The 21,714-nt window shown below is 67.2% G+C and carries 17 protein-coding genes and 1 pseudogene; 17 read left to right on the forward strand and 1 reads right to left on the reverse strand.

Going from position 1 to position 21,714, the window contains the following annotated elements:
• The first annotated feature begins 86 nt into the window (after nt 1–86).
• The 15 genes and pseudogenes from mraZ to lpxC all read left to right on the forward strand — a co-directional run bounded on the left by mraZ (nt 87) and on the right by lpxC (nt 16,930).
• On the forward strand, nt 87–533 hold the full coding sequence (gene mraZ / locus ACUDTM_RS15660) for a division/cell wall cluster transcriptional repressor MraZ (RefSeq protein ID WP_004143635.1): 447 nt from the start codon (nt 87–89) through the stop codon (nt 531–533).
• A 14-nt stretch (nt 534–547) separates the two neighbouring features.
• A complete protein-coding gene (gene rsmH / locus ACUDTM_RS15665; RefSeq protein WP_049468237.1) occupies nt 548–1,516 on the forward strand; it encodes a 16S rRNA (cytosine(1402)-N(4))-methyltransferase RsmH in 969 nt (322 codons plus the stop codon).
• A complete protein-coding gene (ftsL, locus tag ACUDTM_RS15670; protein ID WP_005415286.1) occupies nt 1,513–1,776 on the forward strand; it encodes a cell division protein FtsL in 264 nt (87 codons plus the stop codon). The genes rsmH and ftsL overlap by 4 nt, the downstream gene beginning before the upstream one ends.
• Nucleotides 1,773–3,617, forward strand: a complete 1,845-nt coding sequence (locus ACUDTM_RS15675) for a peptidoglycan D,D-transpeptidase FtsI family protein (protein WP_069139504.1) — start codon at nt 1,773–1,775, stop codon at nt 3,615–3,617. Before ftsL ends, ACUDTM_RS15675 begins: the two co-directional genes overlap by 4 nt.
• Nucleotides 3,614–5,122, forward strand: coding sequence for a UDP-N-acetylmuramoyl-L-alanyl-D-glutamate--2,6-diaminopimelate ligase (locus ACUDTM_RS15680; RefSeq protein ID WP_188241508.1), 1,509 nt, complete (start codon nt 3,614–3,616; stop codon nt 5,120–5,122). Before ACUDTM_RS15675 ends, ACUDTM_RS15680 begins: the two co-directional genes overlap by 4 nt.
• A complete protein-coding gene (locus tag ACUDTM_RS15685; RefSeq protein ID WP_072167849.1) occupies nt 5,119–6,513 on the forward strand; it encodes a UDP-N-acetylmuramoyl-tripeptide--D-alanyl-D-alanine ligase in 1,395 nt (464 codons plus the stop codon). Before ACUDTM_RS15680 ends, ACUDTM_RS15685 begins: the two co-directional genes overlap by 4 nt.
• A complete protein-coding gene (gene mraY, locus ACUDTM_RS15690; RefSeq protein ID WP_005415291.1) occupies nt 6,503–7,588 on the forward strand; it encodes a phospho-N-acetylmuramoyl-pentapeptide-transferase in 1,086 nt (361 codons plus the stop codon). Before ACUDTM_RS15685 ends, mraY begins: the two co-directional genes overlap by 11 nt.
• Nucleotide 7,589: 1 nt before the next feature.
• Nucleotides 7,590–8,909 (forward strand): putative lipid II flippase FtsW, encoded by a 1,320-nt coding sequence (gene ftsW, locus ACUDTM_RS15695; RefSeq protein ID WP_188218676.1) that lies wholly within the window; start codon nt 7,590–7,592, stop codon nt 8,907–8,909.
• Nucleotides 8,906–9,994, forward strand: a complete 1,089-nt coding sequence (gene murG, locus ACUDTM_RS15700) for an undecaprenyldiphospho-muramoylpentapeptide beta-N-acetylglucosaminyltransferase (protein WP_005415293.1) — start codon at nt 8,906–8,908, stop codon at nt 9,992–9,994. The genes ftsW and murG overlap by 4 nt, the downstream gene beginning before the upstream one ends.
• A gap of 40 nt (nt 9,995–10,034) precedes the next feature.
• Nucleotides 10,035–11,471, forward strand: a complete 1,437-nt coding sequence (gene murC / locus ACUDTM_RS15705; protein WP_061478391.1) for a UDP-N-acetylmuramate--L-alanine ligase — start codon at nt 10,035–10,037, stop codon at nt 11,469–11,471.
• Between the two features lie 26 nt (nt 11,472–11,497).
• Nucleotides 11,498–12,430, forward strand: a complete 933-nt coding sequence (locus tag ACUDTM_RS15710) for a D-alanine--D-alanine ligase (RefSeq protein WP_445391474.1) — start codon at nt 11,498–11,500, stop codon at nt 12,428–12,430.
• Nucleotides 12,427–13,104, forward strand: a pseudogene (locus ACUDTM_RS15715) (cell division protein FtsQ/DivIB); the annotation flags it as partial. The gene ACUDTM_RS15710 and the pseudogene ACUDTM_RS15715, both read left to right, overlap by 4 nt.
• A gap of 68 nt (nt 13,105–13,172) precedes the next feature.
• On the forward strand, nt 13,173–14,408 hold the full coding sequence (gene ftsA / locus ACUDTM_RS15720) for a cell division protein FtsA (protein WP_005408083.1): 1,236 nt from the start codon (nt 13,173–13,175) through the stop codon (nt 14,406–14,408).
• 169 nt (nt 14,409–14,577) lie between these two features.
• Nucleotides 14,578–15,813 (forward strand): cell division protein FtsZ, encoded by a 1,236-nt coding sequence (gene ftsZ / locus ACUDTM_RS15725; RefSeq protein WP_188241506.1) that lies wholly within the window; start codon nt 14,578–14,580, stop codon nt 15,811–15,813.
• Nucleotides 15,814–16,018: 205 nt separating this feature from the next.
• Nucleotides 16,019–16,930, forward strand: a complete 912-nt coding sequence (gene lpxC / locus ACUDTM_RS15730; RefSeq protein WP_008267619.1) for a UDP-3-O-acyl-N-acetylglucosamine deacetylase — start codon at nt 16,019–16,021, stop codon at nt 16,928–16,930.
• A gap of 281 nt (nt 16,931–17,211) precedes the next feature.
• Here the strand turns inward: lpxC and ACUDTM_RS15735 are convergent, their stop codons facing one another.
• Nucleotides 17,212–17,661, reverse strand: a complete 450-nt coding sequence (locus ACUDTM_RS15735; protein ID WP_445391406.1) for a DciA family protein — start codon at nt 17,659–17,661, stop codon at nt 17,212–17,214.
• Nucleotides 17,662–17,673: 12 nt separating this feature from the next.
• On the opposite strand from ACUDTM_RS15735, the gene ACUDTM_RS15740 reads away from it, so the two are divergent.
• Both ACUDTM_RS15740 and secA read left to right on the forward strand, forming a co-directional pair.
• On the forward strand, nt 17,674–18,630 hold the full coding sequence (locus tag ACUDTM_RS15740) for a M23 family metallopeptidase (RefSeq protein WP_033834438.1): 957 nt from the start codon (nt 17,674–17,676) through the stop codon (nt 18,628–18,630).
• Between the two features lie 317 nt (nt 18,631–18,947).
• Nucleotides 18,948–21,680, forward strand: coding sequence for a preprotein translocase subunit SecA (gene secA / locus ACUDTM_RS15745; protein WP_072167854.1), 2,733 nt, complete (start codon nt 18,948–18,950; stop codon nt 21,678–21,680).
• Nucleotides 21,681–21,714: the final 34 nt, after the last annotated feature.

Below are 21,714 nucleotides of genomic sequence, written 5' to 3' on the forward strand. Positions count from 1 at the left end.
AAGGTGGGCATCAGAGGGAAATCCGGGTGTTTTGTGGGTTTTCGTGGTTCAATGTTTCACCGGGCGAAGGACAAGGTGCAGGCGTCGTGTTCCAGGGCGAGACGGCCATCACAGTTGACGACAAGGGGCGCATGGCGGTTCCCACCGCTTACCGCGACCTCGTCGCGCGCGCCAGCAACAACCGTCTCGTGCTGACCTACAACCCGTTCGAAGCCGGCTGCCTGTGGCTGTACGCAGAGTCGGAATGGGAACGGGTCCGCGACGATGTGATGTCCAAGCCCAACACCCAGCGCGTCGTGCGCCTGTTGCAGCAGAAGCTGGTCGGCTCGGCCGCCCATCTGGAGCTGGACGGCAACGGTCGCATCAGCATCCCCGCCAGCCACCGCGGTGCGGTGGGCATTGAGAAGAAGGCGGTATTGCTCGGTATGGGCGACAAGTTCGAATTGTGGAGCGAGCAGGCGCATCGGGCCCTGATCCAGCAGACATTGTCTGACGAGGATCTGGGTGATGGGTTGCTCGACCTGAAGTTGTGAGCCGGGGTGCCCGGATGCGCCCAGAAGCGCAGGCCGGTCACCTTCCGGTGTCGCAGTCGCCGGCGGTGCACCTGCCGGTCCTGTACACCCAGGTCCTTGAAGGCCTGAGGGTGATCGAAAACGGACGTTATCTGGATGGCACGTTCGGTCGTGGCGGTCATGCACGTGGCGTGCTCACCCAGCTCGGTCCCGAGGGGCGCCTGCTGGTCATGGACAAGGATCCGGAAGCCATCGCCGTTGCCGAGCGCGATTTCGCGCCGGATCCGCGCGTGTCCATCTTCCGTGGCAGCTTCGCCCAGCTGCTGCAGTGGGATGCGACGGCCGAAGGCCTGGACGGCGTGCTGTTCGACCTGGGCGTGTCGTCGCCGCAGCTGGATGTGGCCGAACGAGGCTTCAGCTTCGGCAAGGACGGCCCGCTGGACATGCGCATGGACCCGGACAGCGGTGAAAGCGCCGCGCAGTGGATCAACCGCGTGGAAGAGCGCGAGATCGCCGATGTGCTGTGGACCTACGGCGAAGAGCGCCAGAGCCGGCGCATCGCCCGCGCCATCGTGGCCCGCCGCGAGAAGCAGCCGTTCTCCCGCACCGCCGAACTGGCCGAGCTGATCGCCTCGGTGATGCCGCGTGGAAAGGACAAGATCCATCCCGCCACGCGCAGCTTCCAGGCCATCCGCATCCACATCAACCGCGAGCTGGCCGATCTGGAAGCAGGGCTGGATGCGGCGGTGGAACGGCTCAAGCCCGGTGGCCGTCTGGCGGTGATCAGCTTCCACTCGCTGGAAGACCGCATCGTCAAGCAGTACATGAACCGCCTGGCCAAGGCGCCGCCGGCCAACCGCCGCCTGCCCGAGGCCGTTGCGTTCGTGCCGACGCTGGACCTGATCGGTGGGGCCATCAAGGCCACCGACGAAGAGCTGGCCGCCAACCCGCGCGCCCGCAGCGCGGTGCTGCGCGTGGCCCAGAAGCGGGAGGCCGACGCATGAGCCGGCTGCTGCTGATCATCCTGTTGGCCTGCACCGTGGCCTCGGCGATCGGCGTCGTGTTCGTGCGTCACCGTCATCGGCAGACGTTCATCGAGCTGTCGCGCGCCGAGCGCAAGCGCGATGACATCAACCTGGAATTCGGCCGTCTGCAGCTGGAGCAGGCCACGCTGGCCGAAGCCAACCGTGTCGATCGCATCGCCCGCGAAAAGCTCGGCATGAAGTTCCCCGAGGCCGCCGACATCGTGGTGGTGCGCCCATGAGCAAGGCCGGTCGCAACCGTCCACGCAATGCCTTCAACCTGCGCCAGCGCCTGCGCTGGGTGGCGTTGGCGCTTGGCCTGTGCTCGGTGTCGCTGGTCGGCCGCGCGGCCTACGTACAGATCATCAACAGCGACTTCTACCAGCGCCAGGGTGAGGCCCGCTACCTGCGCGAGCTGCCGATCAAGACTTCGCGCGGCATGATCACCGACCGCAACGGCGAGCCGCTGGCGGTGTCCACGCCGGTTGCCTCGATCTGGGTCAACCCGCAGGACCTGCTGCGTTCGCCCGAACGCATCCCCGAGCTGGCCCAGGCGGTCGGCATGTCGGTGGATGAGCTGAGCAGCCGCCTGTCGCAGAAGTCGGACAAGGAATTCATGTACCTGCGTCGCCGGATCAATCCGGACGAGGCGGAGAAGGTGGTCGCGCTGAAGATTCCGGGCGTGGCCGCGCAGCGCGAGTTCCGCCGCTTCTACCCGCAGGGTGAGGCGATGGCGCACGTGCTGGGCTTCACCAACATCGATGATCGCGGCCAGGAAGGCCTGGAACTGGCCTTCGACGAATGGCTGCGCGGCAAGCCCGGTGCGAAGCGGGTGATCCGCAACCGCAAGGGCGAGACCGTCGAAAGCGATCTGCTGCGTGCCGCTGAGCCGGGCAAGGACCTGACCCTCAGCATCGACCGCCGCATCCAGTACCTGGCCTTCAAGGAACTGCGCAACGCGCTGGTGGCCAACAAGGCGGCCGGCGGCTCGATGGTGATCATGGACGTGACCACCGGCGAGATCCTGGCCATGGTCAACCTGCCGACCTACAACCCGAATTCGTTGACCGGCGCGATCCCTGATACGCGCCGCAACCGCGCGGTGACCGACCTGGTCGAGCCGGGTTCGACGATGAAGCCGCTGACCATCGCCACCGCGCTGCAGGCCGGTGTGGTGACCAAGGACACCATCATCGACACCAACCCGGGCTACATGACGCTGGGTCGCTTCACCATCCGCGACGTGCCACGCAACAACGGCGTGCTGAACGTGACCGGCGTGATCACCCGCAGTTCGAACGTGGGTGCAGCCAAGGTTGCGGCGAAGATGCCGGACCAGACCTTCTACGACGGCGTGCGCCGCTTCGGCTATGGCTCGGCGCCGCACAGCGGGTTCCCGGGTGAATCGGCCGGTGTGGTGATGCGTCCGGCGCGCTGGTCCGGGACCACCAAGACCACCATGTCCTACGGCTATGGCCTGTCGGTCACGCCGCTGCAGATTGCCACCGCGTACTCGGCGCTGGCCAACGGCGGGCGCCTTATCGCGCCGACTTTCGTCAAGGGCCAGCGCAACGAAGGCCAGCAGATCATCGATGAAAACGTCGCCAGGCAGGTGGTGGCGATGATGGAGACGGTGGTCACCCAGGGCGGCGCCAAGCAGGCGGCGGTGCTGGGCTACCGCGTGGCCGGCAAGACCGGCACCGCGCGCAAGGCCGGTCCGGGTGGTTACGAGCGCGGGCATTACAACGCGCTGTTTGCCGGCGTGGTGCCGGCCACCAACCCGCGCTTCGCCACCGTCATCGTCATCAACGATCCGCAGGCCGGCAAGTTCTACGGCGGCCTGGTGTCGGCGCCGGTCTATCACAACGTGATGGAAGGCACCCTGCGCCTGATGGACGTGCCGCTGGACGACCTGCAGTCGTGGCTGGCCGCACAGCAGTCGGGCAAGGTCGGCCATTCGGCCTCGATCCTGCCAGCACCGCCGGCCGAGACCGCGCTGCCGGTCGATGCCGCCGCTGAATTCGATGCTGCGCTGCCGAGCGCGCAAGCCCAGACGCCGCCCGCTACGGGAGGCACGCAATGAGTCCTTCGATGTTGCTTTCGCAGTTGCTTCCGGACGTGGCCCTGGCGGGCCATGATCCCGTTCTGACCGGCCTGGTGCTGGACAGCCGCGCCGTGCGCCCCGGCAATGCCTTCGTCGCCATCGCCGGTTTCGGCGCGCATGGCCTGGGCTTTGTCGAGCAGGCCCGTGCGGCCGGTGCCAGCGCCATCCTGTTCGAGCCACCGGCACCGACTGAGCTGCCGGCGCCGGCCGATGCGATCGCCGTGCCGGGCCTGCGGGCGCGCATGGGGGCGATGGCCGACCAGTTCCACGGCGCGCCGTCACGGGCGATGGCGATGGTCGGCGTGACCGGTACCAACGGCAAGACCTCCACCGTGCAACTGCTGGCCCAGGCCTGGCACCTGCTCGGAACGCCCAGTGGCAGTATCGGCACGTTGGGCGCCGGACTTTATGGTGCGGTCGAGCCGACCGGATTCACCACGCCGCTGGTACTGCAGATGCATGCGCTGCTGGCACAGCTGCGCGACGCCGGTGCGCGTGCGGTGGCGATGGAAGTCAGCTCGCACGCCCTGGACCAGGGCCGCGTGGATGCCGTGCATTACGACGTGGCGGTGTTCACCAACCTCACCCGCGACCATCTGGACTACCACGGTGACATGGCCAGCTACGGCGCGGCCAAGGCGCGGCTGTTCCATCGCCCGGGCCTGAAGGCGGCGGTGGTCAACCTGGACGACGCCTTTGGTCGCCAGCTGTTCGCTGGCCTGCCTGCCGGCGTGCAACCGATCGGCCTGAGCTCGCGCGGTGCCGCTGACGCCAGCGTGCGCGCTGAAGCGCTGCAGCTGGATGGGCGCGGTATTGCCTTCGAGCTGGTCATCGACGGCCAGCGCGCCGCGGTGCAGTCGCCGCTGCTGGGCCGCTTCAACGTGGACAACCTGCTGGCCGTGGCCGGCACCCTGCACGCGCAGGGCCAGCCGCTGCCGCGCATCGCCGAAGTGCTGTCGGCGCTGCAGCCGATCCGTGGCCGCATGAACCGCCTCGGCGGCGAAGACGGCCTGCCGACCGTGGTGGTCGACTACGCACATACCCCGGACGCGCTGGAGCAGGCGCTGGACAGCCTGCACGGCCATCTGCAGGGCACGCTGTTCTGCGTGTTCGGCTGCGGTGGCGAGCGCGATTCAGGCAAGCGTCCGCAGATGGCGGCGATTGCCGAGCGCCTGGCCAACCAGGTCATCGTCACCGACGACAACCCGCGTGGCGAGAATGGCGACGTGATCGTGGCCGACATCCTGGCCGGCTTCCAGCACGCCGATGCCGTGACCGTGCAGCGCAACCGCGCGCGTGCGATCGGCCTGGCGGTGAAGCGTGCCGGTGCCGGCGACATCATCCTGATTGCCGGCAAGGGCCATGAGCCGTACCAGGAAGTGAATGGCGTGCGTCATGACTTCGACGACACCGAAGTGGCTGCGGCGGCACTGGCGGCCAAGGCCGGTGTTCTGCAGGCACAGGCCGGGGAGGGCGCCGCATGAAGCGCACCCTGCTTTCGCTGATCGCACACTGGGCCGGTGGCGAGATCCACGGCGATGACGTGGCCATCGATGCAGTCAGCAATGACACCCGCAACCTGGGCCCGGGCAGCCTGTATGTGGCGCTGCGCGGCGAGCGTTTCGACGGGCATGACTTCGCTGCCGACGCGCAGGCGCGCGGTGCCAGTGCGCTGCTGGTCGAGCGGCTGCTGCCGATCGAGCTGCCGCAGGTACTGGTGGCCGACAGCGAGCTGGCACTGGCGAAGATCGCTACCGGCATGCAGCGTGACCGTGGCACCGAGGTGTTCGCGATCACCGGCAGCAATGGCAAGACCAGCGTGAAGAGCCTGCTGCTGTCGATCCTGCAGCAGGTGGCCCAGCACGCGCACAAGGTGGTCTACGCCAACCCGGGTAACCGCAACAACGAGATCGGCCTGCCGCTGGCGGTGATCGATGCGCCGGAAGATGCCGACTACGCCGTCTACGAGATGGGCGCTGGCAAGCCTGGCGATATCGCCTACCTGACCGACATCGCCCGCCCGCGCTATGCGCTGGTCAACAACATTGCCCCGGCACACCTGGAACGCATGGGCAGCCTGCTCGGCGTGGCGGTGACCAAGGGCGCGATCTATGCCGCGCTGCCGGCCGATGGCGTGGCAGTGATCAACGCCGACGATGCCTATGGCCGCTGGTTCGAGCAGCACTTCATCAGCACCCCGGCGCGTTGCCGCGTGCTGCGCTACGGCCTCGAACACTCGGCGGACGTGACCGCGCGCGACATCCGCGCCGGTGCACAGGGCAGCCAGTTCACCCTGGTCGCACCGACCGGCGAAGCCCGCGTGGTGCTGGGCCTGCCGGGTCGCCACAACGTCAGCAATGCGCTGGCCGCCGCCAGCCTGGCGCTGGCCGCGGGTGTCGATCTGGCGCTGATTGCCGCCGGCCTGGCCGAAGCGCAGCCGGTGCCGGGCCGCCAGATTGCCCATCAGCTGCGCAACGGCGCGGTGCTGGTGGATGACAGCTACAACGCCAATCCCGGCTCGCTGGCTGCGGCCATCGATGCCCTGGCCGCCGCCCCGGAAGAGGGCTGGCTGGTGCTGGGTGACATGCGCGAACTGGGCCCGGACGCCGAGGCGCTGCATGCGCAGGCCGGCATCCGCGCACGCGCTGCCGGCCTGAAGCGGCTGTATGCGCTGGGTCCGCTCAGTGCCGCCGCTGCGGCCGCCTTCGGTGAAGGCGGTCGCCATTTCGCTACCCATGGTGCGCTGTCACAGGCGCTGCAGGATGAGTTGCACGCTGGTGTGCGCTGCCTGGTCAAGGGTTCCCGTGGCAGTGCCATGGACCTGATCGTCAAAGCGCTGCTGGCGCAAGGAGAGGAATCCCCGCATGTTGTATGAACTGGCTCGATGGTTGCAGCAGTTGGAGAGCCTGTTCGGGCTGTTCAACTACCAGACGTTCCGCGCCATCCTTGCCGCGCTGACGGCCCTGTTCCTGTCGCTGTGGCTTGGACCGGCGATGATCCGCAAGCTCGCCCAGTTCAAGGGCGGCCAGCCGATCCGCCAGGACGGTCCGCAGACCCATTTCTCCAAGGCCGGCACGCCGACCATGGGCGGTTCGCTGATCCTGCTCACCATCACCCTGTCGGTGCTGATGTGGGCCGACCTGCGCAACCGCTACGTGTGGCTGGTGCTGGCGGTGATGCTGTGCTTCGGCGCCATCGGCTGGTATGACGACTGGATCAAGATCGTCCGCCGTGACCCGAACGGCCTGAAGTCGCGCTGGAAGTACCTGCTGCAGTCGATCTTCGGCCTGGCCGCCGGCCTGTTCCTGTTCTACACGGCCGACGTGCCGGCAGCGCTGACCTTCTACATCCCGATGTTCAAGTCGGTCGCGCTGCCGCTGGCCGGCATCGGCTTCGTGGCCATCGCCTACTTCTGGATCGTCGGCTTCTCCAACGCGGTGAACCTGACCGACGGCCTGGACGGCCTGGCAATCATGCCGACCGTGCTGGTGGCCTGCGCGCTGGGCGTGTTCGCCTATGCCTCGGGCAACGTGGTGTTCGCCAACTACCTGCAGATCCCGCAGATCCCGGGCGCCGGCGAACTGGTCATCATCTGTGCGGCCATCGCCGGAGCCGGCCTGGGCTTCCTGTGGTTCAACACCTATCCGGCCATGGTGTTCATGGGCGACATCGGCGCGCTGGCGCTGGGTGCGGTGCTGGGCACCATCGCGGTGATCACCCGCCAGGAACTGGTGCTGGTGATCATGGGTGGCGTGTTCGTCATCGAAACCCTGTCGGTGATGATCCAGGTCGCCTCGTTCAAGCTGACCGGCAAGCGCGTGTTCCGCATGGCGCCGATCCACCACCATTTCGAACTGAAGGGCTGGCCGGAGCCGCGCGTGATCGTGCGCTTCTGGATCATCTCCGTCGTGCTCGTGCTGATCGGCCTGGCCACGTTGAAGGTGCGCTGAGATGAACGACCTGTCCCGCCAGGCAACACGCCTTGAAGCCATCGAAGGCAGCTACGACAAGTGGCTGCTGGGCGCGATCATCGCGCTCACCGGCGTGGGCGTGGTGATGGTGGCGTCCAGCTCGATCGCCTTGATGAGCAGCCCGTTCTACTACCTCAACCGCCACCTGATCTTCCTGGCGGTGGGTATCGTGCTGGCGGTCATCGCCGCCCGCACCGAGCTGAAATCCATCGAGCAGTACAACCAGATGCTGCTGCTGGGCTGCTTCGTGCTGCTGCTGGCGGTGTTCGCGCCGGGCCTGGGCAGCACGGTCAACGGCGCACGCCGCTGGATCAACCTGGGCATCTCCAAGTTCCAGACGGTCGAGGCGGTGAAGGTGCTGTACATCGTCTGGCTGTCCAGCTACCTGGTGCGCTTCCGCGACGAGGTCAATGCGACCTGGCCGGCGATGCTCAAGCCGCTGGGCGTGGCCGGTGCGCTGGTGGTGCTGCTGCTGCTGCAGCCGGACTTTGGTTCTTCGACCCTGCTGCTGGCGATCACCGCCGGCATGCTGGTGCTGGGCGGGGTGAACATGCCGCGCATGTCGATGCCGGTGGTCATCGGCCTGGTCGGCATGAGCGCACTGGCGATCATCGAGCCGTACCGCATGCGCCGCATCACATCGTTCCTGGACCCGTGGGCCGACCAGCAGGGCGACGGCTACCAGCTGTCCAACGCGCTGATGGCAGTGGGCCGTGGCGAGTGGACCGGCGTCGGCCTGGGCAATTCGGTGCAGAAGCTGTACTACCTGCCGGAAGCGCATACCGACTTCATCTTCTCGGTCACCGCCGAGGAATTCGGTTTCCTCGGTACCTGCGTGATCGTGGCGCTGTACGCGCTGCTGGTCGGCCGTACCTTCTGGCTGGGCATGCGCTGCGTGGAAATGAAGCGCCACTTCTCCGGCTACATCGCCTTCGGCATCGGCCTGTGGATCAGCATGCAGACCTTCGTTTCGATCGGCGTGAACCTGGGCATCCTGCCGACCAAGGGCCTGACTCTGCCGCTGATCTCCTCCGGCGGCTCGTCGGTGCTGATGACCTGCGTGGCGATGGGCCTGCTGCTGCGCGTGTCCTACGAGCTCAAGCGCGCCGAGCGTCGCCAGGCCGTGCGCATCGGTGGCGCCGAAGAAACCGCTGCCGAGTCGATGGAACCCGCCGCCACGCCGGCGGCCGCCAGCGTGCCGGTGAGCGCCGAGCCGACGGCTGCCGCTGCGGCGAACGCCGCGCGCGGCACCAGCCGCCTGCAGTCGCGCATCGAACCGACCTTCGGGAGGCTGTCATGAGTGCAGCCAACGAGAAGGTGCGCCCGGTGATGATCCTGGCCGGTGGTACCGGCGGTCACATCTTCCCCGGCCTGGCCGTGGCCCGCGTGCTGCGCGAGCGTGGCGTGCCGGTCACCTGGATGGGCGCCGAAGGCGCGATGGAAACCCGCCTGGTGCCGCAGCACGACATTGCCATCGACACGCTGGCGATCACCGGCCTGCGCGGCAAGGGCAAGCTGGCGCTGCTGGCGGCGCCATGGCGGCTGATGCGTGCGCTGCGCGCGGCCGGCATGATCATCCGCAAACGCCAGCCGCGTGCGGTGGTGGCCTTCGGTGGCTTCGCCTCCGGCCCGGGTGGCATGGCCACGCGCCTGCATGGCCTGCCGCTGATCGTGCATGAGCAGAACCGTGCGCCCGGCCTGACCAACCGCATCCTGTCGCGTTATGCGCGCCGGCTGCTGACCGGTTTCCCGGGCACCTTCGCCCAGCGCGAGGAATTCGTCGGCAACCCGGTGCGTGCGGAGATCGCCGCCATCGCTCCGCCGGAACAGCGCTTCGCCGACCGCAACGGCCCGCTGCGCGTGCTGGTGGTGGGTGGCAGCCAGGGTGCGCGCGCACTCAATGCCGGCGTGCCGCAGGCGATCGCCGCGCTGGGTGCCGGCGTGCCGGTGCAGGTGCGCCACCAGAGTGGCGAGAAGATGCATGCCGAGGCGGTCGAGGCGTATGCCAAGGCCGGCGTGCAGGCGGAAATCACCCCGTTCATCGCCGACATGGCCGAGGCCTTCGCCTGGGCCGATCTGGTCGTGTGCCGCTCCGGTGCGTCGACCCTGGCCGAGCTTTGCGCAGCCGGCGTCGGCAGCGTGCTGGTGCCATTCCCCGCTGCCGTCGACGATCACCAGACCCGCAATGCGGAGTACCTGGTCGAGCGCGGCGCGGCGGTGTTGCTGAAGCAGGACGGAACGCTGGCCGACGGCATTGCCGCACTGCTGCGCGATCTGTCCGAAAATCCCGCCCGCCGCATGCAGATGGCGCAAGCCGCGCGTGCCCTGGCCAAGGTCGATGCCGCCGAGCGCATCGCCGATATCATTCTCGAGGAAGCTGTATGAAGAAGGCATGCCACCGCGCCTGCCCTGCGCGAGGCCGCGCATGATCCGTCGCCTGCACGACACCAACGACCTGGTGCGCGCGTTCCCGCGCGTGCATTTCGTCGGCATCGGTGGCACCGGCATGAGTGGCATCGCCGAAGTGATGCTGACGCTGGGCTACGAAGTGTCCGGCTCGGACAACGCCGACAACGTGGCAACCCGCCGCCTGGCCAGCCTGGGAGCGCGCATCATGCGCGGCCACTCGGCAGCCAACGTGCTGGGCACCGACTGCGTGGTGGTCTCCAGTGCCATCCGCGAAGACAACCCGGAACTGATGGAAGCGCGCAGCCAGCGCATTCCGATCATGCCGCGCGCGGCGATGCTGGCCGAGCTGATGCGCTTCCGTCGCGGCATCGCCGTGGCCGGTACCCATGGCAAGACCACCACCACCAGCCTGACCGCGGCGGTGCTGAGCGAAGGTGGCCTGGACCCGACATTCGTGATCGGTGGCCAGCTGCTGGCTGCGGGTGCCAACGCCAAGCTGGGCGGTGGGCAGTGGCTGGTGGCCGAGGCCGACGAAAGCGATGGCAGCTTCCTGCGCCTGAATCCGCTGATGTCGATCATCACGAACATTGACGCCGACCACCTGGAAAACTACGGCAACGACTTTGCCCGCGTGCAGGCGGCGTTCGCCGAATTCCTGCAGCGCCTGCCGTTCTACGGCCTGGCGGTGCTGTGCATCGACGATCCGGAAGTGGCCGCGCTGGCCGCCAGGACCCCGCGCCACGTGATGAGCTACGGCATGAGCCCGCAGGCCGACGTGCGCGCCGAGAACGTGGTGCAGGAAGGATCGCGCATGCGCTTCACCCTGCGCCTGCCGCAGGGCACCAGCCAGGAAGTGGTGCTGGCGCTGCCGGGCAGGCACAACGTACTCAACGCGCTGGCCGCCGCCGCGGTGGGCTGGCAGCTGGGCGTGGCACCGGACGCCATCGCGCGCGCGCTGGAAGGCTTCGCCGGTGTCGGTCGCCGCTTCAATGATCTGGGCGAAGTGACCACCGCCAGCGGTGCCAAGGTGCGCATCATCGACGACTACGGCCATCACCCGAGCGAGCTGGAGGCGGTATTCGCCGCCGCCCGCGGCGGCTGGGCTGACAAGCGCCTGGTGGTGGCCTTCCAGCCGCACCGCTACAGCCGCACCCGTGACCAGTTCGACAAGTTCGCCGCGGTGCTGTCCAGCGTCGACGCGCTGGTGCTGAGCGAGGTCTATCCGGCCGGTGAGGAACCCATTGCCGGTGCCGACTCGCATGCGCTGGCCCGCGCCATCCGCGCGCGCGGCCGCAGCGAGCCGGTGGTGGTGGGCAAGGCCGCCGAGCTGGCCAGCGTGCTGCCGGACGTGCTGCAGGACGGTGACCTGCTGCTGATGATGGGTGCCGGCGACATCGGTGCCGTGGCCACCCATATCGCGGTGGAAGGCTTCCAGGCGGAGGGCCAGGCGTGAGCGCGCTGACTTTCCCGCCGCTGCGCATGACCGACCCGGCCGTGTTCGGCCGCGTCGCCGTGCTGCTCGGCGGCAGTTCCAGCGAACGCGAGGTGTCGCTGGATTCAGGCCGCAACGTGCTCGAAGCCCTGCAGTCGCGCGGCGTCGATGCGTTCGCCGTCGATGGCATTCCGGCGCTGGCCAGCGCGCTCGCCGCCGGTGGCATCGACCGCGTGTTCAACATCCTGCATGGCCACAACGGTGGCGGTGAGGACGGCATCGTGCAGGGCCTGATGGACGCCTTCGGCGTGCCGTACACCGGCTCGGACGTGCTGGGTTCGGCGCTGAGCATGGACAAGATCCGCACCAAGCAGGTGTGGCTGTCGCTGGGCCTGCCGACCCCGCAGTACCGCAAGGTCGACGCGTCGAACGTGCATGCGCTGGCCGCCGAGCTGGGCCTGCCGGTGGTGGTGAAGCCGGCCAACGAAGGCTCCAGCGTGGGCATCAGCCGGGTCACCGACGAGACCGGCCTGGACGAGGCCGTGGCCCTGGCCGCGCGCTACGACGGCCAGTTGCTGATGGAGCAGATGGTGGTGGGCGATGAGCTGACCGTGGCCATCCTTGGCGACGTTGCCCTGCCGTCGATCCGCATCGTGCCCAAGGGCCAGTGGTACGACTACAACGCCAAGTACATCGCCGAGGACACCCAGTACCTGTGCCCGGGCCTGGACGGTGGCGACGAAGACGAGATCCGCCGCATCGCGCTGGCCGCATTCCGCGCCGCCGGCTGCCGTGGCTGGGGCCGCGTGGACGTGATGCGTGACCGCGCCAGCGGCCGTTTCTTCCTGCTGGAAGTGAACACCGCGCCGGGCATGACCAGCCACTCGCTGGTACCCAAGGCGGCCCGCCAGGCCGGCATCGGTTTCGAGGAACTGGTGTGGCGCGTGCTGGAACAGACCCTGGAGGCCACGCACGCATGAACGCGCTGCTGCGCATCTTCGTCTGGCTGTTGGCACTGTCGGTGGTTGCACTGCCGGTGGTGGCCGTGGTCAATGGCTGGGTCGGCGCCGAGCGCTGGCCGCTGGCGAAGCTGCGCGTGCATGGCGAGTTCAAGCGGGTACCGGCCGAGCAGCTGCAGCAGGTGCTGCTGCCGTACGCGCGCGCCGGGTTCTTCGCGGTCAAGCTGCAGGATGCGCAGGACGCGCTGGAAAAGCTGCCGTGGGTGGAAAGCGCGCAGGTACGCAAGCAGTGGCCGGACGTGCTGGAAGTGACCCTGGTCGAGCACAAGCCGTTCGCACGCTGGGGCAACGACCGCCTGGTCTCCGAGCAGGGCAAGCTGTTCCCCACGCCGAAGAAACTGTCAGACCTGGAACTGCCGGAGCTGGATGGCCCGGACAGCCAGACCCAGGAAGTGATGAAGCTGTACAGCGACTCGCGTGCCTTGTTCGCACCGGCCGGCGTCGACGTGCGCCGGGTGACGATGGATGCGCGCGGCAGCTGGTCGCTGGTGCTGAGCAACGGCACCGAAGTGGTGGTCGGCCGTGACGACGCGCGCTCGCGCATGCAGCGCTTCGTCAAGGTGCTGCCGCAGCTCAACAGACAGGACGCGCCGATCGAGCGCGCAGATCTCCGTTACACCAATGGTTTCACGCTGAGCTGGGGTACCCCGGCCACGCCGGCGAAAACGCCGGCGACCCCGGCCAGAAGCACGCAGGAAAGGACATGAATCGCAAGGGTGACAAATCGCTGATCGTTGGCCTGGACATCGGCACCTCCAAGGTGGTGGCGCTGGTGGGCGAGTATTCGCCGGGCAACCCGATCGAAGTGATCGGCATCGGCTCGCACGAATCGCGCGGGTTGAAGCGTGGCGTGGTGGTGGACATCGAATCGACCGTGCAGTCGATCCAGCGTGCGGTGGAAGAAGCCGAGCTGATGGCCGGCTGCGAGATCCGTTCGGTGTACGCCTCGATCTCCGGCAACCACGTGCAGTGCAAGAACTCGCCGGGCATCGTGCCGATCCGCGACGGTGAAGTGACCTGGGGCGACCTGGATCGCGTGCTCGACGCGGCCAAGGCGGTGGCGATCCCGGCCGACCAGAAGATCCTGCACGCGATTCCGCGCGAGTACGTGCTGGACGATTCGCAGGAAGGCATCCGCAACCCGGTCGGCATGACCGGCGTGCGCCTGGAAGTGCATGCGCACCTGGTGGTGTGCGCGCAGTCGGCGGCGGCCAACATCAGCAAGTGCGTGCAGCGCTGCGGCCTGCAGGTGGACGACCTGGTGCTGTCCTCGCTGGCCTCCAGCGTGGCGGTGCTGACCGCCGACGAGCGCGAGCTGGGCGTGGTGCTGGTCGACATGGGCGCCGGTACTACCGACATCGCGGTGTTCGTGCAGGGCGCGATCTGCCACACCGCCTCGCTGCCGATCGCCGGCGACCACGTGACCAACGATATCGCGCACATGCTGCGCACGCCGACCCCGGAAGCCGAGCAGATCAAGGTGCGCTATGCCTGCGCCCTGGCCCAGCTGGCCACGGCCGAGGAGAGCATCCAGGTGCCGTCGGTCGGCGACCGCCCGCCGCGCCGCATGCCGCGCCATTCGCTGGCGCAGGCCGTGCAGGGTCGCTACGAGGAGATCTTCGAGATGGTGCAGGCCGAACTGCGCCGCTCCGGCTTCGAGGAACTGGTGCGCGCCGGCATGGTGCTGACCGGGGGCGCATCGAAGATGGAAGGCGTGGTCGAGCTGGCCGAGGAAATGCTGCAGATGCCGGTGCGCGTGGGCATCCCGCAGCACGTCACCGGCCTGGGCGAAGTGGTCGGCAACCCGGTGCACGCCACCGGCGTGGGCCTGCTGCTGATGGGCAGCCAGATCGAGCACCCGCGGCGGCCGTCGCTGCCGACCGGGCGCGCTGGAAGCATGTTCAAGAAGCTCAAGACCTGGTTCCGCGGCGAGTTCTGACGCGGAACCCGTAACTCCGGGCCCGGCCCGGCGCAACACCCGCAGTACCCGCATCACAACGCAACAACGCACTACACAACCCACACAGCCGCAACGGCAACATGACACGCGAAGGCAGGAGGCCCGACCGTCCATGCCACCGACAAGCGGATACAACGAGGACACGGACATGGCGCATTTTGAACTGATCGAAAAGATGGCACCCAATGCGGTGATCAAGGTGGTTGGCGTGGGCGGCGGCGGCGGCAATGCCGTGGCGCACATGGTCAACTCGGCGGTGGACGGCGTGGAGTTCATCACCGCCAACACCGACTCGCAGGCCATCAAGAATTGTGGTGCCAAGCTGCAGCTGCAGCTGGGTACCAACGTGACCAAGGGCCTGGGCGCAGGCGCGAACCCGGAGGTCGGCCGCCAGGCCGCGCTGGAAGACCGTGAGCGCATCATGGACGCGCTGCAGGGCGCGGACATGGTGTTCATCACCGCCGGCATGGGCGGCGGCACCGGCACCGGCGCCGCGCCGGTGGTGGCGCAGCTGGCCAAGGAAATGGGCATCCTGACCGTGGCCGTGGTCACCAAGCCGTTCCCGTTCGAAGGCCGTCGCCGCATGCAGGTGGCGCTGAAGGGCATCGAGGAACTGAGCCAGCACTGCGACTCGCTGATCACGATCCCGAACGAGAAGCTGATCACCGTGCTGGGGCGCAACGCGACCATGATCCAGGCCTTCCGCGCCGCCAATGACGTGCTGCAGGGCGCCGTGCAGGGCATCGCCGACCTCATCGTGCGTCCGGGCCTGATCAACGTCGACTTCGCCGACGTGCGCACCGTCATGTCCGAAATGGGCCTGGCGATGATGGGTACCGGCACTGCACGGGGCGATGACCGCGCCCAGGCCGCTGCCGAATCGGCGATCCAGAACCCGCTGCTGGACGATGTGAACCTGGCCGGTGCCAACGGCATCCTGGTCAACATCACCGCCGGCGCGGACTTCACCATGGCCGAGTTCGACGAGATCGGCCGTACCATCGACGGCTTCGCTTCGGAAGACGCCACCGTCGTGGTCGGCACCGTGCTGGACCCGGACATGCAGGACGAAGTGCGCGTGACCGTGGTGGCCACTGGCCTGAACCGCGTCGCGGCCAGCAAGACCCAGCGTCCGGGCGAGCGTGCACCGATCAAGCTGGTCCGCAACGCCACCACCGGCCAGCCGGAGTTCGGCGAGTTCGACAACGGCGGCGACGCCGTGTCCAAGGCCGTCGGCGGCATGGGCCTGGGCCTGCGTCGCGCCAGCAGCGATACCGCAGCGGCTTCGGCCCCGTCGGCGCCGTCCTCTTCGGCCCCGGCCGCGGCAGAACTGCCGAACGATTACCTGGACATCCCGGCGTTCCTGCGCCGCCAGGCGGACTAAGCGGGCCGGCCCGGGGTTGTCCTCCCCGGGTTGCGCCACCATGTCCTGAAAACGCGGGCGCCGGGCCAGGATGGGCCCGGCCGCCCTGCTTCACGCGCTTTCCCAGCGGCGTGCCGGTGTGTCCTGCCGGTGGCTGTCACTGGCGTTTCAGCCAGGGTAGGGGAGTGCGCGTGTTAATCTAATGTGTCACTTCCGGTCCATCCCCATGATCCAGCAACGCACCCTCAAGAACACGATCCGCGCCACCGGCGTTGGCCTGCATAGTGGTGACAAGGTCTACATGACCCTGCGCCCGGCACCGGTCAACCATGGCATCGTGTTCCGCCGCGTGGACCTGGACCCGGTGGTGGAAGTGCCGGCCAAGGCCGAACTGGTCACCGAAGTGACCCTGTGCACCGGCCTGACCTGCAACGACGCCAAGATCCAGACCGTCGAACACCTGATGTCGGCGCTGGCCGGCCTGGGTGTGGACAACATCATCGTCGAACTGTCCTCGGCCGAGCTGCCGATCATGGACGGTTCGGCCGGCCCGTTCGTGTTCCTGCTGCAGTCGGCAGGCATCGTGGAACAGGATGCGCCCAAGCGCTTCATCCGCGTGCTGAAGACCGTGGAAGTGACCGAGGGCGACAAGGTGGCCCGCTTCACCCCGTACGAGGGTTACAAGCTGGGCTTCACCATCCAGTTCGACCACCCGATGATTCCGGCCAAGCAGTCGCGCCAGGAAATCGAGTTCTCGACGCTGGCCTACACCAAGGAAATCTCCCGCGCGCGCACCTTTGGTTTCATGCGCGACCTGGAGTACATGCGCGAGCGCAACCTGGGCCTGGGCGGTTCGATGGACAACGCCATCGTGCTGGACGAGTTCCGCGTGCTCAACGAAGACGGCTTGCGCTACGCCGACGAATTCGTGCGCCACAAGATCCTGGACGCCATCGGCGACCTCTATCTGGCCGGTGGCCAGGTGCTGGGTGCGTACGAAGGCTTCAAGTCCGGCCACGCGCTCAACAACAAGCTGGTGCGGGCCCTGATGGCCGACGCCAGCGCCTGGGAATGGGTCAGCTTCGACTCGCCGGCCACCCCGGATCCGGTGGAATACGCCACCCCGGCGTACGCCTGATTCCATAGGTTGTTGAATTTAAAGATAAAAACGCCGCCTTCCTGGGCGGCGTTCTTGTTTCCGGCGTCGGCGACGCATTCAGCGTGCTTGAAAGACGTCAAGGCTGGTTCAAGGTCACGGTTTTGTGAACCTGTTGAATCAGAAGCCTGAATTTAACGCAGTTTTAACAACAATCTAACGACAGGCCCCCGGATGGCCGCTAGGATGCGACCCGGCCCCCGAAATGTTTCACGCCGTGGTGACACGCGCGACGGGGAGCGGAGCCGGATGCTCCGTTGCCATCAGGACCGTTTCTTCGGCTTCGAGGGAACGTCCTGCAGGCAAGCCAAGGCGTCGCGTAGCCCTTTGTGCGTGGCGGCTGAAACTGCGTGGGGTCCATTCCGGTTCTCGAGCGCTGGGGAGCGCGTGGGAGTGGGAGACGCAGTCTTGATGGTCACCCTGGTGGCCTTCAGCCCGATGGAACGGGCCGCGTCGAGCAGCTGGGCTTCGGCAAGCCGCAACTTGGCATGCCAGACCGGGGACTCGACGAGAAAAACGAGGTGTTCCCCGTCCACATTGGCCAGCCGGCAACGGCTGCGCAGAGGTGGCGGCAACTGGGGGCGCAACTGACGGTCCAGCGCGTCGAGCCACAAGGCACGCCGCAGCGGGTTCGCGCTTTTGTCCGCCATTACCGCATCCAGCGCCGGTTTCGGTGCCGACGCGGGGCGAACGCTGGATTTCGGCTCAGACATGAAAACTCACTGATGGCATTCAAGAAGATCGTAATCAAAACGCGTGAAGGACAGGCCAAGTCGTCGCCGATCGCGCGTTTGCGGTTCTATTTCGAGGACCGCCCCCGTGCCCTGCTGGGCAGCGTGCTCGGGGTAGGCTGCATTATCGGCCTTGCTGGCGGCATTGGCGCCAGCGCGCTGAATGATTCCCGGCTGCAGGCCAAGGTCGAGCGCCAGGATGCGGAACTGGCCAAGGTCAAGCGCGATGCGCAGACCCAGGTCAATGCGCTGGCGGCCCGCCTCGGCGAGCTGCAGGCCCAGGCGACCCGCCTCAACGCCCTCGGCGAACGGCTGACCCAGATGGGCAAGCTGGAGGACGGCGAGTTCGACTTCAACGAGACCCCCGGCCTCGGTGACGGTGACGCAGGCGGCCCGACCAGCGACATCCCGGTCAAGGACGTCAACGCCGACTTACAGGTGCTGGAGCAGCGCTTCGCTGCTTCAGGCCGCCAGTTGTCGGTGATGGAATCGCTGATGTTCGACCACCAGCTGCAGCAGAACGCGGTGCCGTCGCGCATGCCGATCCGCAACAGCTATGTGACGTCCGGCTTCGGCACCCGTGCCGACCCGTTCGGCCGCGGCGCCGCCACCCACAAGGGCATGGACTTCCACGCAAAGGTCGGTGACCCGGTGATGGCCGTGGCCGAGGGCGTGGTCAGCTTCGCCGGCGTGAAGGGCGGCTACGGCAATGTCGTCGATGTCGACCATGGCAATGGCTATGTCACCCGCTACGCGCACAATTCGCGCCTGGTGGTGAAGGCCGGCGACCTGGTCCGTGCCGGCCAGGAAGTGGCCAAGGCCGGTTCCACCGGCCGTTCGACCGGTGCCCACGTGCACTTCGAGGTGTGGGAGAACGGCAACGTGGTCAACCCGCGCAAGTTCCTCGGCGACGGCGGCAACACGCCGGTCGGCCGCGTCAGCCGCGGCTGACGCCACATTGGGGTGCCGGCTGCCGTCGGCACTACCGCCCCCGGAGTACGGGGGCAGCGCCGTAGGCGCGGGGGTGTGGAGGCGAGGTGAGCGGGGCCCGCGGTTCGCGCAGCGAAGCGTGGGAGCGCCAGCGCGTATGCGCTGACGCGTACCCGGCCAGCGGCCGGCACTACCCCTCGGGGTTGAAACCCCTCGCGCCCGTCCCAAGCTACAATGGGTGTTGCCATCGACAGGGCGCCAGGCGCCCTGTTTCGTTTGCGGCGGACGGATCCCCAGGGGGAGGCCGGGCGTCGTGTCCATCCAACCCGGTTCCTTCAATGATCAACAGCCTGCTTACCCGCGTATTTGGCAGTCGTAACGAACGACAGCTGCGCCAGCTCAACCGCATCGTCGCCAAGATCAATGCGCTGGAGCCGGAGATCGAGAAGCTGTCCGACGAGCAGCTTCAGGCCAAGACGCCGGAGTTCAAGCAGCGCATCGCTGGCGGTGAAGCCCTGGACAAGGTGCTGCCGGAAGCGTTCGCGGTCTGCCGCGAAGCCGGTCGCCGCGTGCTGGGCATGCGCCACTACGACGTGCAGCTGATCGGCGGCATGGTGCTTCACCTGGGCAAGATCGCAGAAATGCGCACCGGTGAAGGCAAGACCCTGGTGGCGACCCTGCCGGTGTACCTCAACGCGCTGGAAGGCAAGGGCGTGCACGTGGTCACCGTGAACGACTACCTGGCCCGCCGCGACGCCGCGCAGATGGGCAAGCTGTACAACTGGCTGGGCCTGAGCGTGGGCGTGGTGTACCCGGGCATGCCGCACAGCGACAAGCGCGAAGCCTACGCCGCGGACATCACCTACGGCACCAACAACGAATTCGGCTTCGACTACCTGCGCGACAACATGGCGCTGTCCAAGGCCGACCGCTACCAGCGCGGCCTGCACTACGCCATCGTCGACGAAGTCGACTCCATCCTGATCGACGAAGCGCGCACCCCGCTGATCATCTCCGGTCCGGCCGATGATTCCCCGGAGCTGTACATCCGCGTCAACCGTGTCGTGCCGCACCTGGTCAAGCAGGAAGCGGAAGACGGCGAAGGCGATTTCTGGGTCGACGAGAAGGGCAAGCAGGTGCACCTGTCCGAAGCGGGCATGGAGCACGCCGAGCAGCTGCTGGTCGAGGCCGGCATCCTCGATGGCGAAACCGAAGGCCTGTACGCGGCGCAGAACCTGACCGTGGTGCACCACCTCAACGCCGCCCTGCGCGCGCACGCGATCTATCAGCGCGACGTGGACTACATCGTGCGCGATGGCGAAGTGGTCATCGTCGACGAGTTCACCGGCCGTACCCTGGCCGGCCGCCGCTGGTCCGATGGCCTGCACCAGGCGGTGGAAGCGAAGGAAGGCGTGCCGGTGCAGCGCGAGAACCAGACGCTGGCGAGCATCACCTTCCAGAACCTGTTCCGCATGTACAAGAAGCTGTCCGGCATGACCGGTACGGCCGATACCGAAGCGTTCGAGTTCCAGAGCATCTATGGCCTGGAAGTGGTGGTGATCCCGACCAACCGCCCGACCATCCGCAAGGACAGTCCGGACCAGGTGTTCCTCAACCGCAAGGGCAAGTTCAATGCGGTGCTGGCCGACATCGAAGAGTGCGCCAAGCGCGGCCAGCCGGTGCTGGTGGGTACCACCTCGATCGAAACCTCGGAAATGCTGTCCGAGCACCTGAGCAAGGCCGGCGTGAAGCACGAAGTGCTCAACGCCAAGCAGCATGACCGCGAAGCCACCATCGTCGCCAACGCCGGCCGTCCGGGCGCGGTGACCATCGCCACCAACATGGCCGGCCGTGGTACCGACATCGTGCTGGGCGGTTCGCTGGAAGCCGAGATCCACGCCCTGGGCGAGGACGCGACCGACGAGCAGAAGGCGGCGGTCAAGGCCGAATGGCAGAAGCGCCACGAGGCAGTAAAGGCGGCCGGCGGCCTGCACATCGTCGGCACCGAGCGCCACGAATCGCGTCGTATCGACAACCAGCTGCGTGGCCGTTCGGGCCGCCAGGGTGACCCGGGTTCGTCCCGCTTCTACCTGTCGCTGGAAGACAACCTGATGCGCATCTTCGCCTCCGACTGGGTGCAGAAGGCCATGCGCATGATGGGCATGAAGGAAGACGACGTCATCGAGGACCGCCTGGTCAGCCGCCAGATCGAAAAGGCGCAGCGCAAGGTCGAAGCCCACAATTTCGACATCCGCAAGAACCTGCTGGACTTCGACGACGTCAACAATGATCAGCGCAAGGTGATCTACGCCCAGCGCGATGAGCTGCTGGACGCCGAATCGGTGAAGGACAACGTCGACGGCATCCGTGACGACGTGATCTTCGACATCGTTGCGCGCTTCGTGCCGCCGAACTCGATCGACGAGCAGTGGGACCTGCGTGGCCTGGAAGCGACCCTGGAGTCGGACTTCGGCCTGCAGATGTCGCTGACCGACCTGGTCAAGCAGCATGAGGAACTGGATGCCGAGGCCATCGCCAGCAAGGTCCAGGAGCGCGTCAACCAGCACTTCGCCGAGAAGGAAGCCAGCCTGGGCGAAGAGACCATGCGCGCGCTGGAGAAGCACGTGATGCTGACCGTGCTGGACCAGAGCTGGAAGGAGCACCTGGCGCGCATGGATTACCTGCGCCAGGGCATCTACCTGCGTGGTTACGCGCAGAAGCAGCCCAAGCAGGAATACAAGAAGGAAGCCTTCGAGCTGTTCTCGGACATGCTGGAGAACGTCAAGCGCGAGGTGGTGACCCTGTTGGCCCGCGTGCGTATCCGCAGCGACGAGGAAGTGCAGGCCCTGGAGGCCGCCGAGCGCCAGCAGGCGCAGGCTCGCCTGAGCCAGTCGCAGTTCCAGCACCAGGATGCGGGCGGCTACAGTGCCGACGAGGAAGCCGCGCAGGTGCAGGCCGCCCAGCAGGGTGTGGCCACGCTGCAGCGCGACGAGCCGAAGATCGGCCGCAATGATCCGTGCCCGTGCGGCAGTGGCAAGAAGTACAAGCACTGCCACGGCCAGCTGAGCTGATCCCGAAGAGCCCCGCGAAAGCGGGGCTTTTCGT

This window comes from Stenotrophomonas maltophilia group sp. vghtpe118 (genome assembly GCF_052605195.1).